General features: G+C 72.9%; 9 protein-coding genes. 3 read left to right on the forward strand and 6 right to left on the reverse strand.

Annotated elements, in window-relative coordinates:
* Window positions 1–4: 4 nt before the first annotated feature.
* Entirely contained in the window at window positions 5–1,342 is a 1,338-nt protein-coding gene (gene hemL / locus ACWCHM_RS26900; RefSeq protein ID WP_454220315.1) for a glutamate-1-semialdehyde 2,1-aminomutase, read from the reverse strand.
* A 169-nt stretch (window positions 1,343–1,511) separates the two neighbouring features.
* On the opposite strand from hemL, the gene ACWCHM_RS26905 reads away from it, so the two are divergent.
* Window positions 1,512–1,847, forward strand: a complete 336-nt coding sequence (locus ACWCHM_RS26905; RefSeq protein ID WP_088642049.1) for an STAS domain-containing protein — start codon at window positions 1,512–1,514, stop codon at window positions 1,845–1,847.
* A gap of 4 nt (window positions 1,848–1,851) precedes the next feature.
* Here the strand turns inward: ACWCHM_RS26905 and ACWCHM_RS26910 are convergent, their stop codons facing one another.
* Window positions 1,852–3,444, reverse strand: a complete 1,593-nt coding sequence (locus ACWCHM_RS26910; protein ID WP_454220316.1) for an ABC transporter permease — start codon at window positions 3,442–3,444, stop codon at window positions 1,852–1,854.
* The gene (locus tag ACWCHM_RS26915; protein WP_454220317.1) at window positions 3,441–4,376 is read right to left on the reverse strand and encodes an ABC transporter ATP-binding protein; all 936 of its coding nucleotides are present in this window, start codon (window positions 4,374–4,376) and stop codon (window positions 3,441–3,443) included. Before ACWCHM_RS26915 ends, ACWCHM_RS26910 begins: the two co-directional genes overlap by 4 nt.
* A 95-nt stretch (window positions 4,377–4,471) precedes the next feature.
* On the opposite strand from ACWCHM_RS26915, the gene ACWCHM_RS26920 reads away from it, so the two are divergent.
* On the forward strand, window positions 4,472–4,978 hold the full coding sequence (locus ACWCHM_RS26920) for a GbsR/MarR family transcriptional regulator (protein ID WP_454220319.1): 507 nt from the start codon (window positions 4,472–4,474) through the stop codon (window positions 4,976–4,978).
* A 3-nt stretch (window positions 4,979–4,981) separates the two neighbouring features.
* Here ACWCHM_RS26920 and ACWCHM_RS26925 read toward each other — a convergent pair whose 3' ends face one another.
* Together ACWCHM_RS26925 and ACWCHM_RS26930 are read right to left on the reverse strand one after the other, a co-directional pair.
* Window positions 4,982–5,539 carry a response regulator gene (locus tag ACWCHM_RS26925; protein ID WP_421489658.1) on the reverse strand — a complete coding sequence of 186 codons (558 nt, stop codon included), beginning with the start codon at window positions 5,537–5,539 and terminating at the stop codon, window positions 4,982–4,984.
* Window positions 5,536–9,900 (reverse strand): HAMP domain-containing protein, encoded by a 4,365-nt coding sequence (locus ACWCHM_RS26930; RefSeq protein ID WP_421489659.1) that lies wholly within the window; start codon window positions 9,898–9,900, stop codon window positions 5,536–5,538. Before ACWCHM_RS26930 ends, ACWCHM_RS26925 begins: the two co-directional genes overlap by 4 nt.
* Window positions 9,901–10,202: 302 nt before the next feature.
* Between ACWCHM_RS26930 and ACWCHM_RS26935 the strand changes: the two genes are divergently transcribed.
* The gene (locus ACWCHM_RS26935) at window positions 10,203–12,266 is read left to right on the forward strand and encodes a SpoIIE family protein phosphatase (RefSeq protein WP_454220321.1); all 2,064 of its coding nucleotides are present in this window, start codon (window positions 10,203–10,205) and stop codon (window positions 12,264–12,266) included.
* A 66-nt stretch (window positions 12,267–12,332) separates the two neighbouring features.
* Here the strand turns inward: ACWCHM_RS26935 and ACWCHM_RS26940 are convergent, their stop codons facing one another.
* On the reverse strand, window positions 12,333–13,769 hold the full coding sequence (locus ACWCHM_RS26940) for an FAD-binding oxidoreductase (RefSeq protein ID WP_454220322.1): 1,437 nt from the start codon (window positions 13,767–13,769) through the stop codon (window positions 12,333–12,335).
* Window positions 13,770–13,821 lie beyond the last annotated feature (52 nt).

The following is a 13,821-nucleotide window of genomic DNA, read 5'->3' on the forward strand; positions in this document are numbered from 1 at the left end:
GTGTTTACCCCCCGCTGCCTGCCGCTGCCGCTGCTGTCGCCGCGCCGGGCAGGGCGGCGGCGATGTGCTCCAGGGCGGCGTCGTCGAGCGCCGCCGACACGAACCACGACTCGAACGCGCTCGGCGGCAGGTAGACGCCGGCGGCGAGCATCGCGTGGAAGAACGCCTTGAACGCGGGCACCTGCTGGGTGCGGGCGCTGTCGTAGTCGACCACGTCGGCGGCGGTGAAGAAGATCGAGAACATGCTGCCCGCGTACGACAGGCGGTGCGGGACCCCGGCGGCGGCCAGCGCGTCGGCGGCGAGCTTGCCCACGACGGCGGCCGTGTCGTCGAGCCGGCGGTAGAGCGCGTCGTCGGCGAGCCGCAGGGTGGCCAGGCCGGCGGCGCAGGCCAGCGGGTTACCGGAGAGCGTTCCGGCCTGGTAGACCGGGCCGGCCGGGGCGAGCCGGGACATGATCTCCGTGCGCCCGCCAAAGGCCGCAGCGGGCAGCCCGCCCCCCATCACCTTCCCGTACGTCCACAGGTCGGCATCCGACGGGTCGAGGCCGTGCCAGCCGGCGCGGGAGACCCGGAACCCGGTCATCACCTCGTCGACGATGAGCAGCGCGCCGTGCGCGTGGGCGATCGCGGCGAGCCGGGAGTTGAAGCCGTCGCGGGGGGCGACCACGCCCATGTTGCCGGCGGCGGCCTCGGTGATGACCGCCGCGATGTGCGGACCCTGCGCGGCGAACGCCGCCTCGACGGCGGTGAGGTCGTTGTAGGGCAGCACGATGGTGTCGCCGGCCGCCGCGCCGGTGACCCCGGGCGAGTCGGGCAGGCCGAGGGTGGCGACGCCGGAGCCGGCGGCGGCGAGCAGCCCGTCGGAGTGACCGTGGTAGCAGCCGGCGAACTTGATGATCTTGGAGCGACCGGTGAAGCCGCGGGCCAGCCGGATCGCCGACATGGTCGCCTCGGTGCCCGAGTTGACCAGCCGGACCTGCTCGACCGGGGTGCGCTCGACGATCTCGGCGGCCAGCTCCACCTCACCCGGGGTGGGGGTGCCGAAGCTGGTGCCGAGGGTGGCCGCCTCCCGCACCGCCTCGACCACCTCGGGGTGGGCGTGGCCCAGGATCAGCGGCCCCCACGAGCAGACCAGGTCGACGTAGCGTCGCCCGTCGGCGTCGTACAGCCAGGGACCCTCCCCCCGGACCATGAAGCGCGGGGTGCCACCGACGGCACGGAACGCGCGCACGGGGGAGTTGACCCCGCCCGGCACGATGGCCCGGGCGCGGTCGAACAGGGCCTCGGAGGCCGGCGCGTCGGCGGGGTAACGGCCGGTGCCGGCGGAAAAGGTATCGGTCACGATGCGGCCCATTGTGTCAGCGCCGGCCGGAGAATCCGCAGCCACCCCGGGGCCGGGTTACCCGGCTCACCCCACCCGGAGCCGGTGGCGGAGCTGCCGCCCGCGCGGTGGTCGGCACGGCGGATCGTCTCACCGGGCCGGGTTGGCGGGATCGCGATAGGCTGACGGCGTGGATCGTGCCGAGCTGTCCATCACGGTACACCGGACGGGCGACGAAGTGGTGCTGCGCCTGGCCGGTGAGATCGACATGCTCACCGCCGCCCAGCTGTCGACGGTCGTGAACGAGGTGCTCGCCGATCCTCCGCCGCGCATCGTGCTCGACCTGGCCGGGGTGACCTTCTGCGACTCGCAGGGGCTGGGCACGCTGGTGGTGCTCAGTCGCAAGGCCAGCCACTCCCAGTGCCTGTTGATGTTGAGCAACGTGGGCGACTTCCTGCTCCGCGTCCTCGACATCACCGGCCTCCGTTCCGCCCTGATGATCCGTAACGAGACCCCCTCCGGCTGACCGGTCAGCCGACCGGGACGTCGCGACGGCGCAAGGACGCGAAGCCGACCGCGCAGAGCACCCCGGCCAGCCCGGTCAGGACCAGCAGCGGGGTCACGCTCCAGCCCGCCCGCAACACCTGCGGGGTGTGCGTGAACGGCGACAGGTCCAGCAGCCACTGGCTCAGCTCCAGCACCGCGCCGAGCTGACCGAGCAGCACCACCACCGCGAGCACCGCCCAGGCCGCCGGGGCGAGCCGGGGCAGCAGCCCGGACAGCAGCACCGCCAGACCGGCCAGCACCCAGGCCGCCGGCACCTGCGCCAGGCCGGCACCCAGCATCCGGGGCAGCTGGCCCGGCACGTCACCGATGCTCAGCCCGTAGGTCAGGCCGGCCGCCAGCCCCGCCAATGCCAGCACCAGCACCGGCCCGGCCAGGGCGAACACCAGGTGTGAGGCGAGCCAGGTCGACCGGTGTACCCCGGTGGCCAGCACCGGCTCGGCCCGCCCGGCGGCCTCCTCCGACCGCATCCGCAACGCCACCTGGACGCCGTAGCCGGCGGCGGCCAACCCGGCCACCCCCAACGACACCCCCAGGTACGCCTCGGCCAGCCCCGACGCGCCACCCAGCCGGGCCATCACCTGCTCCAACGCGGCGTTGCCGGCGACCGACCGGCCGGCCGCCTCGGCGGCGCCACCGACCACCGACCCGAGCAGGAAGAACCCCACCGACCAGCCCAGCAGCGGCCCCCGGTGCAGCCGCCAGGCCAGCCCGAACGGCCCGGACAACCCCCGTCCGGCCCGCGCCGGGCCCGGTCGCGACGGCAGCACGCCGGCCCCGAGGTCCCGGCGCACCGACACCGGGTACGCCACCACCGCCAGCAGCACGGTCAACGCGACCGGCAGCGCCAGCACCCACCAGCGCTCCCCCGCGTACGCGCGGACGCGCGCGGCCCAGCCCAGCGGGGAGAGCCAGCTCGGCCACTCCTGGTCGGAGGTGTCGCCGACCAGCCGGAGCGCGAACGCCACCCCGAGCACCCCGGCGGCGATCCCGCGTGCCCCACCGGCGCTCTGGGCGAGTTGGGCGGCCACCCCGCCCACCGTGGCGAAGACCGTCCCCACCAGCGCCACCGACAGCCCGTACGCCAGCGAGCCGGTCGCCGGCAGGCCGGTGGCGGCCAGCCCGGCGGCGGTGAGCAGGCCGAGCACCAGGCTGGCCGCGTACGTCACCAGCAGCGCGGCGGTGAGCCCGGCGTGCCGGCCGAGCACTGTCGCGCCGAGTAGTTCCCGCCGGCCGGCCTCCTCCTCGGTGCGGGTGTGCCGGATGACGGTGAGCAGGGCGGCCAGTGCGACGATCACCTGGAGGAAGCCGCCCCGCTGGGCGGTCAGCGCGCCGATACTGTCGCCGTAGACCGGGCCGAGCAGGGCCACCACCGACGGGTTGCTGGCGGTGCCGGTGACGTACGCGGCCCGCTCGGCGGCGGTGGGAAACAGCGCGAGGAAGCTGCCCGCGTACGACACCGGCAGGACGGCCAGCGGCAGCACCCACAGCGGCAGGACGATCCGGTCCCGGCGCAGGATCAGCCGGGCCAGGTGACCGGTGCCGGTGAGGGAGCTCATCGCCGTACCCCGGTCGGCTGGTCGGCGTCCGACGCGGCGGCGGGGGCCGGGGGCGTCTCGTAGTGGCGCAGGAACAGCTCCTCCAGCGTCGGCGGCTGACTGACCAGGCTGCGGACGCCGATCTCGGTGAGCCGGCGCAGCGCGGTGTCCAGCGCGACGGTGTCGACGGCGAAGCGGACCCGGTCGCCGTCGACCCGCAGGTCGTGCACGCCGGGCAGGTCGGCCAGGCCGTCGGCCGGGCCGGCCAGTTCGGCGTCGATCGCGGTGCGGTGCAGGTGGCGCAGCTCGGTCAGGGTGCCGGTCTCGACGTGGCGACCGTTGCGGATGATCGTCACCCGGTCGCAGAGCGCCTCCACCTCGGCGAGGATGTGGCTGGACAGCAGCACCGTGCGGCCGTCGCGCCGGGCCCGGTCGATCCAGTGCTGGAACACCTCCTCCATCAGCGGGTCCAGCCCGGAGGTGGGCTCGTCGAGGATGAGCAGTTCGACGTCGGAGGCGAGCGCGGCGACCAGGCCGACCTTCTGCCGGTTGCCCTTGGAGTAGGTGCGCCCCTTCTTGCGGGGGTCCAGCTCGAACGATTCCAGCAGCTCGGCGCGGCGCTTCGGGTCGAGCCCGCCGCGCATCCGCCCGAGCAGGTCGATCACCTCGCCGCCGGAGAGCTGCGGCCAGAGGGTGACGTCACCCGGCACGTACGCCAGGCGGCGGTGCAGCGTGACGGCGTCGCGCCACGGGTCACCACCGAGCAGTCGGACGGCCCCCGCGTCGGCCCGCAGCAGCCCGAGCAGGACCCGGATGGCTGTCGACTTGCCGGCGCCGTTCGGGCCGAGGAAGCCGTGCACCTCGCCGGCCCGCACGGTCAGGTCGAGCCCGTCGAGGGCCCGGGTGCGGCCGAAGGTCTTCACCAGGCCGGTCACCGCTATCGGGGTTTCCACAATTCGGAAGCTACACTCGTTTCACAAAGTTGTGAAGACTCTGTTCGGTGCGGCACCATCGCCTGAACCGTCCCGAGCCCGAGGAGCAGCGTCCGATGCCTGACGACCGTCGACCCGGCCACGACGACGAGGTCCACCTCTTCGTCGAACGGATGGCGATGGCCTTCGCGGACGTCGGCTTCCCCCGGATGTCCGCCCGGGTCCTGTTCGCCGTGATGAGCGCCGACGGCCCGCTGACCGCCGCCCAGATCGGCGAACGGCTCGGCGTCAGCGCGGCAGCCGTCTCCGGCGCGGTACGCCACCTGACCCAGGTCAGCATGCTGGTCCGCGAACCGGTCCCGCGCTCGCGCCGGGACCACTACCGGCTACCGGACAACCCCTGGTACGAGGGCACCATCACCAAGACCGGCCTCTACAAGAACTTCATCGACATCGCCGACGCGGGCGTCACCGCACTGGGCGGCACCGCCACCCCGGGCGGCGAACGGGTGGCCGAGATGCGGGACTTCTTCCATTTCATCCAGGAGGAACTCGACTCGCTCGGCGAACGCTGGCGGGCCCGCCGGGCCGCCACCGGCCACGCCGAGCCACCCGCCGCCTGACCGTCAGGCGGTGTTGCCCCAGCGGGCCTGCTCCAGGACGTCCAGGGCACGCTGCCGGGCCTCCGGATCGTCCTCGACCCGCAGCAGCGCGCTCGCCTCGTCCACCGCGTCGGTGAGCACCCGCCACTGGGCGTCGCGCTCCCGCACCACGTCGGACTGCGCCGCCAACTGCCGGGTCTTCACCCACAGCTCCACGAAGACCGACACCTTGGCCCGCAGCACCCACGGGTCGAACGGTTTGGTCAGGTAGTCCACCGCCCCGACCGCGTAGCCGCGCAGCGCCAACTGGGCGTCCCGGTCGGCGGCGGTGAGGAAGATGATCGGCACGTGCCGGGTCCGTTCCCGACGCTTGATGTGACTGGCCGTCTCGAAACCGTCCATGTCGGGCATCTGGGCGTCCAGCAGGATCACCGCGAAGTCGTCCACCAGCAGTTGCTTCAGCGCCGCCTCACCGCTCTCCACGGCCACCGACTGGACCGGGAGCCCCTGGAGGATCGCCTCCAGAGCCATCAGGTTCTCCCGGCGGTCGTCGACCAGCAGCGCCTTGGCCGTCTGCGTCACGAATTCTCCCTGTCTCGGCGGCCACTGATCCAGGACGCCATCCGCTCGATCAGCCCGTCCAGGTCCACCGGCTTGGTGATGTAGTCGCTACCCCCGGCGGCCAACGCCGACTCCCGGTCACCGGGCATCGCCTTCGCGGTGAGGAAGACGATCGGCAGGTCGGCGAAGCGGTGGTTGCGGCGGATCTGCCGGGTCGTCTCGTAACCGTCCTGGTCGGGCATCATGGCGTCCATCAGCACGATGTCCACCTCCGGATGCTCGGCCAGCACGCGAACCCCGTCCGCGCCGTTGTCCGAGTACAGCACGGTCATCCCGTGCAGTTCCAACGCGCTGGTCAACGCGAACACGTTGCGTACGTCGTCGTCGACGATGAGTACGGTGGCGCCGTCCAACTGCCGGGTGGCCGGGGCCTCCGGCGCGGCCAGCAACTCCATCGGCGGCATCAGCAGCGACGACGGCAGGCCCGCCCGCTCCGGCGACGGCGTCTGCGGGGCCACCACCGCGTCCGGTGCCAGCACGTCCGGGACGAAGAGGGTGAACGTCGAACCCTGCCCCGGCGCGGAGGTCACCGTGATCGTGCCGCCGATCAGCCGGGCCAGGTCCCGGCTGATCGACAGGCCCAGCCCGGTGCCGCCGTACCGCCGGCTGGTGGTGCCGTCGGCCTGCTGGAACGCCTCGAAGATGATGCTCAGCTTGTCGTCGGAGATGCCGATGCCGGTGTCGATCACGGTGAAGGCGATCACCTGCCGGGCGTTGGTCAGCGCCGGCACGTCGAAGACCGCGTTCTCCGCCGCCGGGGCGATCCGCAGGGTGACCGCGCCGTTGTCGGTGAACTTCACCGCGTTGGAGAGCATGTTGCGCAGGATCTGCTGCAACCGTTGGGCGTCGGTCACCAGGGCCGGCGGCAACTCCTTGGCCACCCGCACCTGGAAGTCGAGGTTCTTCTCCTCCGCCTGCGGGGCGAACGCCTGCTCCACGTAGTTGCGGATCTCGGCGAACCGGATCTCCGTCGGCTCGACGTCCATCCGCCCTGCCTCGATCTTGGACAGGTCCAGGATGTCGTCGATCAGGCGCAGCAGGTCCGAGCCGGAGCCGTGGATCGTCCGGGCGAACTCGATCTGCTTCGGGGTGAGGTTGCGCTCCGAGTTCTCCACCAGCAGCCGGGCCAGCAGCAGCAGCGAGTTCAACGGCGTCCGCAGCTCGTGGCTCATGTTCGCCAGGAACTCCGACTTGTACGCCGACGCCCGGGTGAGCTGCTGGGCCTTCTCCTCCAGCCCCAGCCGGGCCAGCTCGATCTCCCGGTTCTTGGTCTCGATGTTGCCCTTCTGCTCGCTGAGCAGCTTCGCCTTGTCCTCCAGTTCGGCGTTGGTGCGCTGCAACTCCGCCGACTGGTCCTGCAACTCCAGCGCCAGCCGCTGCGACTGGGCCAGCAGTTCCTCCGTACGCCGGTTGGCCTGGATGGTGTTGACCGCGATGCCGATGGTGAGCACCAGCCGCTCCAGGAACCCCAGGTGCAGCTCCGAGAAGCGGGCCACGCTGGCGAACTCGATCACCCCGAGCAGTTCGCCCTCGAACAGGATCGGCAACACCACCAGGTCGGACGGGAGCGTGTCGGCCAGCCCGGAGCGCAGGGTGATCCGCCCGTCGGGCAGCGCGTTGAGCCGGATCGTCCGGCGGGAGAGCGCCGCCTGGCCGACCAGCCCCTCGCCGGGCCCGAAGGTCACGTCGTGCCCCCGCGCCACATAGCCGTACGACGCGGTCAGCCGCAGCCGCATCACCCCCTCGGAGGTGTCCGCCAGGAAGAACGCGCCGAGCTGCGCGTCGACCAGCGGGGTCACCTCCATCATGATCATGCGACAGACCTCGCCCAGGTCCCGCTGACCCTGGAGCAGGCCACCGATGCGGGCCAGGTTGGAGTCGAGCCAGCCCTGCTCGGCGTTCTTCTTGGTCGTCTCCCGCAGGGTGACGATCATCTGGTTGATGTTGTCCTTCAGCTCGGCGACCTCACCCTGCGCCTTGACCGCGATTCGCTGGGTCAGGTCGCCCCGGGTCACCGACGTGGAGACCTGGGAGATCGCCCGGAGCTGGGTGGTCAGGGTGGAGGCGAGCTGGTTCACGTTCTCGGTGAGGTCCCGCCAGGTGCCGCTCACGCCCTTCACCTGGGCCTGACCGCCGAGCTTGCCCTCGATGCCGACCTCGCGGCCGACCCGGGTCACCTCGTCGGCGAACGAGGAGAGCTGGTCCACCATCGTGTTCACGGTGTTCTTCAGTTCCAGGATCTCGCCCTGCGCGTCCACGGTGATCTTCTGGCCGAGGTCGCCCTTGGCCACCGCCGTGGTCACCGAGGCGATGTTGCGCACCTGGGAGGTCAGGTTCGACGCCATCGAGTTCACGTTGTCGGTCAGATCCCGCCAGGTGCCGGACACACCCTTCACCTGCGCCTGACCGCCCAGCTTGCCCTCGGTACCCACCTCACGCGCCACCCGGGTCACCTCGTCCGCGAACGAACTCAACTGGTCGACCATCGTGTTGACCGTGTTCTTCAGTTCCAGGATCTCGCCCTGCGCGTCCACGGTGATCTTCTGCGACAGGTCGCCCTTCGCCACCGCCGTCGAGACCTGCGCGATGTTGCGCACCTGACTGGTCAGGTTCGACGCCATCGAGTTCACGTTGTCGGTCAGATCCCGCCACGTGCCGGCGACCCCGCGTACCTGGGCCTGCCCGCCGAGCTTGCCCTCGGTGCCCACCTCACGGGCCACCCGGGTCACCTCGTCGGCGAACGACGACAACTGGTCCACCATCGTGTTGACGGTCGACTTCAGCTCCAGGATCTCGCCCCGGGCGTCGACGGTGATCTTCTGGCTGAGGTCGCCCTTGGCCACCGCCGTGGTCACCGAGGCGATGTTGCGCACCTGGGAGGTCAGGTTCGACGCCATCGAGTTCACGTTGTCGGTCAGGTCCCGCCAGGTGCCGCTCACGCCCTTGACCTGCGCCTGACCGCCGAGCTTGCCCTCGGTGCCCACCTCACGGGCCACCCGGGTCACCTCGTCGGCGAACGACGAGAGCTGGTCCACCATCGTGTTGACCGTGTTCTTCAGCTCCAGGATCTCGCCCTGCGCGTCGACCGTGATCTTCTGCGACAGGTCACCCTTCGCCACCGCCGTCGAGACCTGGGAGATGTTGCGGACCTGGCTGGTCAGGTTGCCGGCGAGCTGGTTGACGTTCTCTGTCAGGTCCCGCCAGGTGCCGGAGACGCCGCGTACCTGGGCCTGGCCGCCGAGCTTGCCCTCGATGCCGACCTCACGGGCCACCCGGGTCACCTCGTCCGCGAACGAGGAGAGCTGGTCCACCATCGTGTTCACGGTGTCCTTCAGCTCCAGGATCTCACCCTGCGCCGCCACGGTGATCTTCTGGCTCAGGTCACCCCGGGCCACCGCCGTGGAGACCTGCGCGATATTACGCACCTGGGAGGTCAGGTTCGACGCCATCGAGTTGACGCTGTCGGTGAGGTCCTTCCAGGTGCCCGCCACGTTCGGCACGTCGGCCTGCCCACCGAGCTTGCCCTCGGTGCCCACCTCGCGCGCCACCCGGGTCACCTGCTCGGCGAACAGGCGCAGCGTGTCGGTCAGCGAGTTCATCGTGTCGGCCAGCTCGGCGACCTCGCCCCGCGCCCCGACCGTGATCTTCTGCGACAGGTCGCCCCGGGCCACCGCCGTCGCCACCTGGGAGATCGACCGCACCTGGCCGGTCAGGTTCGACGCCATGGTGTTCACCGAGTCGGTGAGGTCCTTCCAGGTGCCGGCGACGCCCCGCACGTCCGCCTGACCACCCAACTTGCCCTCGGTGCCCACCTCCCGGGCCACCCGGGTCACCTCGTTGGAGAACGACGAGAGCTGCCCGACCATCGTGTTGACGGTCCGGCCGATCCGCAGGTACTCACCGCGCAGCGGGCGACCGTCGATCTCCAGCTCCATGTGCTGGGAGAGGTCACCGTCGGCCACCGCCATGATCACCCGGGCGATCTCGGTGGTCGGCCGGCCCAGGTCGTCGATCAGCGAGTTGACCGCCCGCTGGCCCTCCGCCCAGGAGCCGTCCAGGCCCTCCTCGTCGAGGCGTTCGGTCAGCCGACCGTCGCGGCCCACCACCCGGCTGATCCGGCGCAGGTCCAGGTGCTGCCGCTCCTGGAGCGACACCACCTCGTTGAAGGCGTCCGCCACCTCGCCGGCCGCACCCGCCCGCCGGGGCAGCCGTACCTTGAAGTCGCCCCGGCCGACCCGTCGCAGCGCCTCCGACAGCTCACCGAGGAGCGCGTCATGCTCGGAGGCGGACCCGTCCGCCGTCACCGACTGTTTCGCGGTCATCTTTCCTCGCTCGACTCGGAGGGCTCCCGACGTGCCGACACGCCGACTTCCCCTCATTGTGCCCGGGTCGCCGCCGGGCCCTGGATACGACGTGCCCCGGATACGGCCGCGCCGAGCGACGACGCGGCGTCCGCCCCCGCCGCGCGCCGACGTGGCCCGGCCCGCCAGCCCACCGACCGCCAGCCCACAGGCCGGACCGGCCAGGTGGCGGAGGGTGACCACCACCGACCTGGTCGGCGCGGCGGGTGTGACGGTACGTGGTGCGGCTTGGCACCCGGCCGGTGGCGGTAGAGGATACGGGGGTGTCAGCGGAGCCGGGGGCCGGGACAGACGCGGGACGGGACGAGCACGTCCGGCGCGTCCGGCTGCCCGCCGACAACCGCACCCCGGCCGCCGCCCGCGCCGTGGTCCGCTCCGTGCTCGCCGAAGCCGACCTCGACGAACTACTCAACGAGGCGCTGCTGCTGACCACCGAACTCTCCACCAACGCCGTCGAACACGCCCGCACCGAACTGGACATCGAGGTCGTCGCCGACCAGATCGGCCTGACCGTCACGGTTTCCGACTTCGCCGCCGGGCCGGTCGACGAACTGGTCGTCGGCATCCGCAACGACACCGACCAGATCGGCGAGGTCTCCGCGCGGGGGCGGGGACTGCTCCTGGTCGACCACTTCGCCAGCCGCTGGGGCACCACCTACCTGCCCACCGGTAAGGGGGTGTGGTTCCGGCTCGACCGGCACGGCGACCACGGCGACGCGCCACGCGCCACCTACCCGCCACCCGGGCGGACCGACAGCGAACCGGGGACCACCGCGCCGAGCGCCGCCGCGATGAGCGAACTCACCCAGACCCGCCCCGACCCGTACGCCGACGAGCCGCTCACCGACTTCGCCACCGATCTGCTCACCCGGGTCGCCGAGATGGTGGGCGCGGCCGGCGGGGTGATCCGGCTGGACCGGGGCGAGGGGGAGGGCCCGCAGGTGCTGGCCCGCTACGGCCGGCACCCCCGCCCCGGCAACGAGCTGCTCCGGGTGCCGCTGGCCGTGCACCGGCCGTACGTCGGGGAGCTGGAGCTGGACGCGGCACCGTCGGCGTACGCCAGGCCGTTGGCCGTCCTCGCCGCCGAACGGCTCGCCCTGCACCTGGAGAACGACAGGCTGCGCCGGGCCGACGTCCGCCGCTCGGCCTGGCTGACCTTCCTCGCCGAGGCCAGCGAACTACTCGCCCAGTCACTCGACGTCGACCTGACCATGGCGCTGATCCCGCAGCTGGTGGTGCCCCGGCTCGGCCAGTGGTGCGCGGTGCACACCACCGACGAGTGGGGCCGGCTCAGGCTCGCCGCGTCCAGTCACGCCGACGAGTCCGTCCTGCCCCAACTGCACAAGGTGCTTGAGGAGTCCGGGCCGGATTCGGTCCAGGCCCGGCTGCGGGAGGCGTCGCGGACCGGCTCCCAGGTGCCGCTCGGCGGGCCGATGGAGGGTTTCGCCGTACCGCTGGTCGCCCGCAGCCAGCGCCTCGGCACCCTGGCCGTGGGACGGCACCAGCGGCACCGGCACGACCCGGACGAGGTCGCGGTGTTGGAGGACGTGGCCCGGCGGGCCGGCCTCGCCATCGAGAACGCCCGCATCCACGCCGAACGGCGTCGGGTGGCGCAGACCCTCCAGCAGTCGCTGCTGCCGCCGGTGCTTCCGGTCGTCGAGCGCATCGGCTTCGCCGCCGAGTACGTCCCGACCGGTGACGAGGCCGAGGTCGGCGGCGACTTCTACGACGTGGTGCCGCTGCCGGACGGCCGCTGGCTGGTGGTGGTCGGCGACGTGTCCGGCAAGGGCGTGCAGGCAGCGGCGGTGACCGGGCTGGTCCGGGACGTGATCCGGGTGCTGGTCGGGGACGGCAAGCCGTTGCCCGAGGCGCTGGCCCGGCTCAACGACACGCTCGTCGAGCGGGGTGGCGGGCGGTACTGCACGTTGGCGCTGGCGGCGGTCGGGCCGGGCGACGGCGACCGGCTCGACGTCTCGCTGCACCTGGCCGGGCACGACCGGCCGGTCCTGCTGCACGGGGCCGGTGGGGCCAACTTCGTCGGCATCGGTGGCACGGCGCTCGGTCTGCTCGACGCGATCACCTCCCCGGCGGCGGAGATCGTGCTCGCGCCGGGCGATGCGCTGATCTTCTATACCGACGGGGTGACCGAGCGGCGGCGCGGCCGGGAGCTCTTCGGCACCGAACGGCTCCGGGAGGCCGCCGCCCCGCTGGCCGGCTACTCCGCCGACGTGGTCGCGGCCCGGCTGCGGTCCGCCGCGATCAACTTCTCGGTCGAGTCGCCCCGCGACGACATCGCCATCCTGGTGCTGCGCAACGACGCCCTCTGAGTACGCCCCCGGCCCGTTCCCCCTCGCCCCCGCTCCCCCGGCCCACCCGGGGGCGCGGGAGACCGGTCAGAGGCCGCCGGGCAGGCGGCCGGGGGCGAGCCGGCCGTGCGGGTCGAGGTGTTCCTTCGCCTCGCGTAGCCGGGGGATCACCGCCGCCTCGCCCCACACGTCGATCTCACGACGCACCGCCGGGGGCGCGGCGACCACCACGCACCGGCCCCGGCGGGTGAACAGCACCCCCCGGACGGCGGCGAGGATGCCGGCCACCCGGTCGACCGGGAGCGACCCGGGCAGCGCGGCGTGCACCATGCCCAGCCCGGCGGAGCCGCGCACCGACAGCGGGGTACCGGCGGCGTCGCGCAGCGCGTAGACGGCGGCGTGCAGGTCGGCGGCCGGCGCCTCGACCCGTAGCGCGGTGTCGCCCGGAGCGAACGGGTAGCGCCGCCACCAGACCGGGGCGTCCGGGGCGAGACTTGCCGTGCCGCCGAGCAGGGCCAGCAGGCGGTCGGCCCGCCCGGCCACCTCGGACCGGCCGCCCTCCAGCAGAACGGCCAGCTCACCGGCGTTGCCCCGGGGAGGTGGCACAGCGGCCCGGCGGCCGGCCATCGCGGGATGGTTGGCGCGGGCCGACGCCTCGGCCGCCGACATCGGGCGGCCACCCGGCCCCGAGGTCGCGCCCGCCGCCGGCGCGGCGGCCGGACGTGGCGGTGACCCGGCGGCCGGCAGGTCCAACTCGACGGCCGCCGGATCGAGGTCGGCCGCGAGCACCGCCCGGACCAGGTCGTGCACCTCCAACGGGCTCCACACCGGCCGGGTCACCCACACCCGGGCCGGCGGCAGGGTGTGCGCGCGCAGCGTCGCGGAGACGAGCACGCCCAGCCCGCCCTGCGAGCCGCAGAGCAGCCGGCCCAGGTCGAGGCCGACCGGGGCGGCCACCCCGGCCAGCTCGGCCGCACTGCGCCCGGCGCTGACCAGCTCACCGTCGGCGTCCAGCCAGCGCAGGCCGACGAGCTGCTCGCAGGCGGTGCCGTGCCGGTGCCGCAGCGGGCCGGACTCGTCGGCGGCGAGCACCCCGCCGAGGGTGGCCCCGGGTGACGGCGGGTCGAGGGCCAGCCGGCGGCCGGAGCGTGCCAGGGTGGCCTGCACGGCCCGCAGCGGGGTGCCGGCACCCACCTCGACCACCGGGGAGGACGCCGGTCGGTGGCCGACCCCGGCGAGCCGGCCGGTGTCGAGCATGATGTCGACCCGGGCCGGTGCGGCACCCCAGTCGATCTTCGTGCCGGCGCCCCGGGGCACCACCGACAGATCGTGCCGGGCGGCGAGCCGCAGCACCTCGGCCGCCGCCCGCGGCCCACCCGGGACGGCCACCCACCGGGCGAGCCGGCCGGCGACCTCGTCGGCCGCGCCCGCGAACCGGGCGAAGGAGGGACCGCAGATCCCGGCCAACCGCCGGGTGATCTCCGTTGCACCGACCGAACCCGCTGGCGTCGACATGGCAGTCATCGTACACATGTTCTAATGCGGCGCGTGGTGGTTCGTCCGCGCCGCGCCGCGC

Source organism: Micromonospora sp. SCSIO 07396 (assembly GCF_053667945.1).

Coding starts and splice junctions, on each gene's coding strand:
- ACWCHM_RS26930 (WP_421489659.1), bottom strand. CDS start 9,900: ATGACCGCGAAACAGTCGGTGACGGCGGACGGGTCCGCCTCCGAGCAT.
- ACWCHM_RS26920 (WP_454220319.1), top strand. CDS start 4,472: ATGCCTGACGACCGTCGACCCGGCCACGACGACGAGGTCCACCTCTTC.
- ACWCHM_RS26910 (WP_454220316.1), bottom strand. CDS start 3,444: ATGAGCTCCCTCACCGGCACCGGTCACCTGGCCCGGCTGATCCTGCGC.
- ACWCHM_RS26940 (WP_454220322.1), bottom strand. CDS start 13,769: ATGACTGCCATGTCGACGCCAGCGGGTTCGGTCGGTGCAACGGAGATC.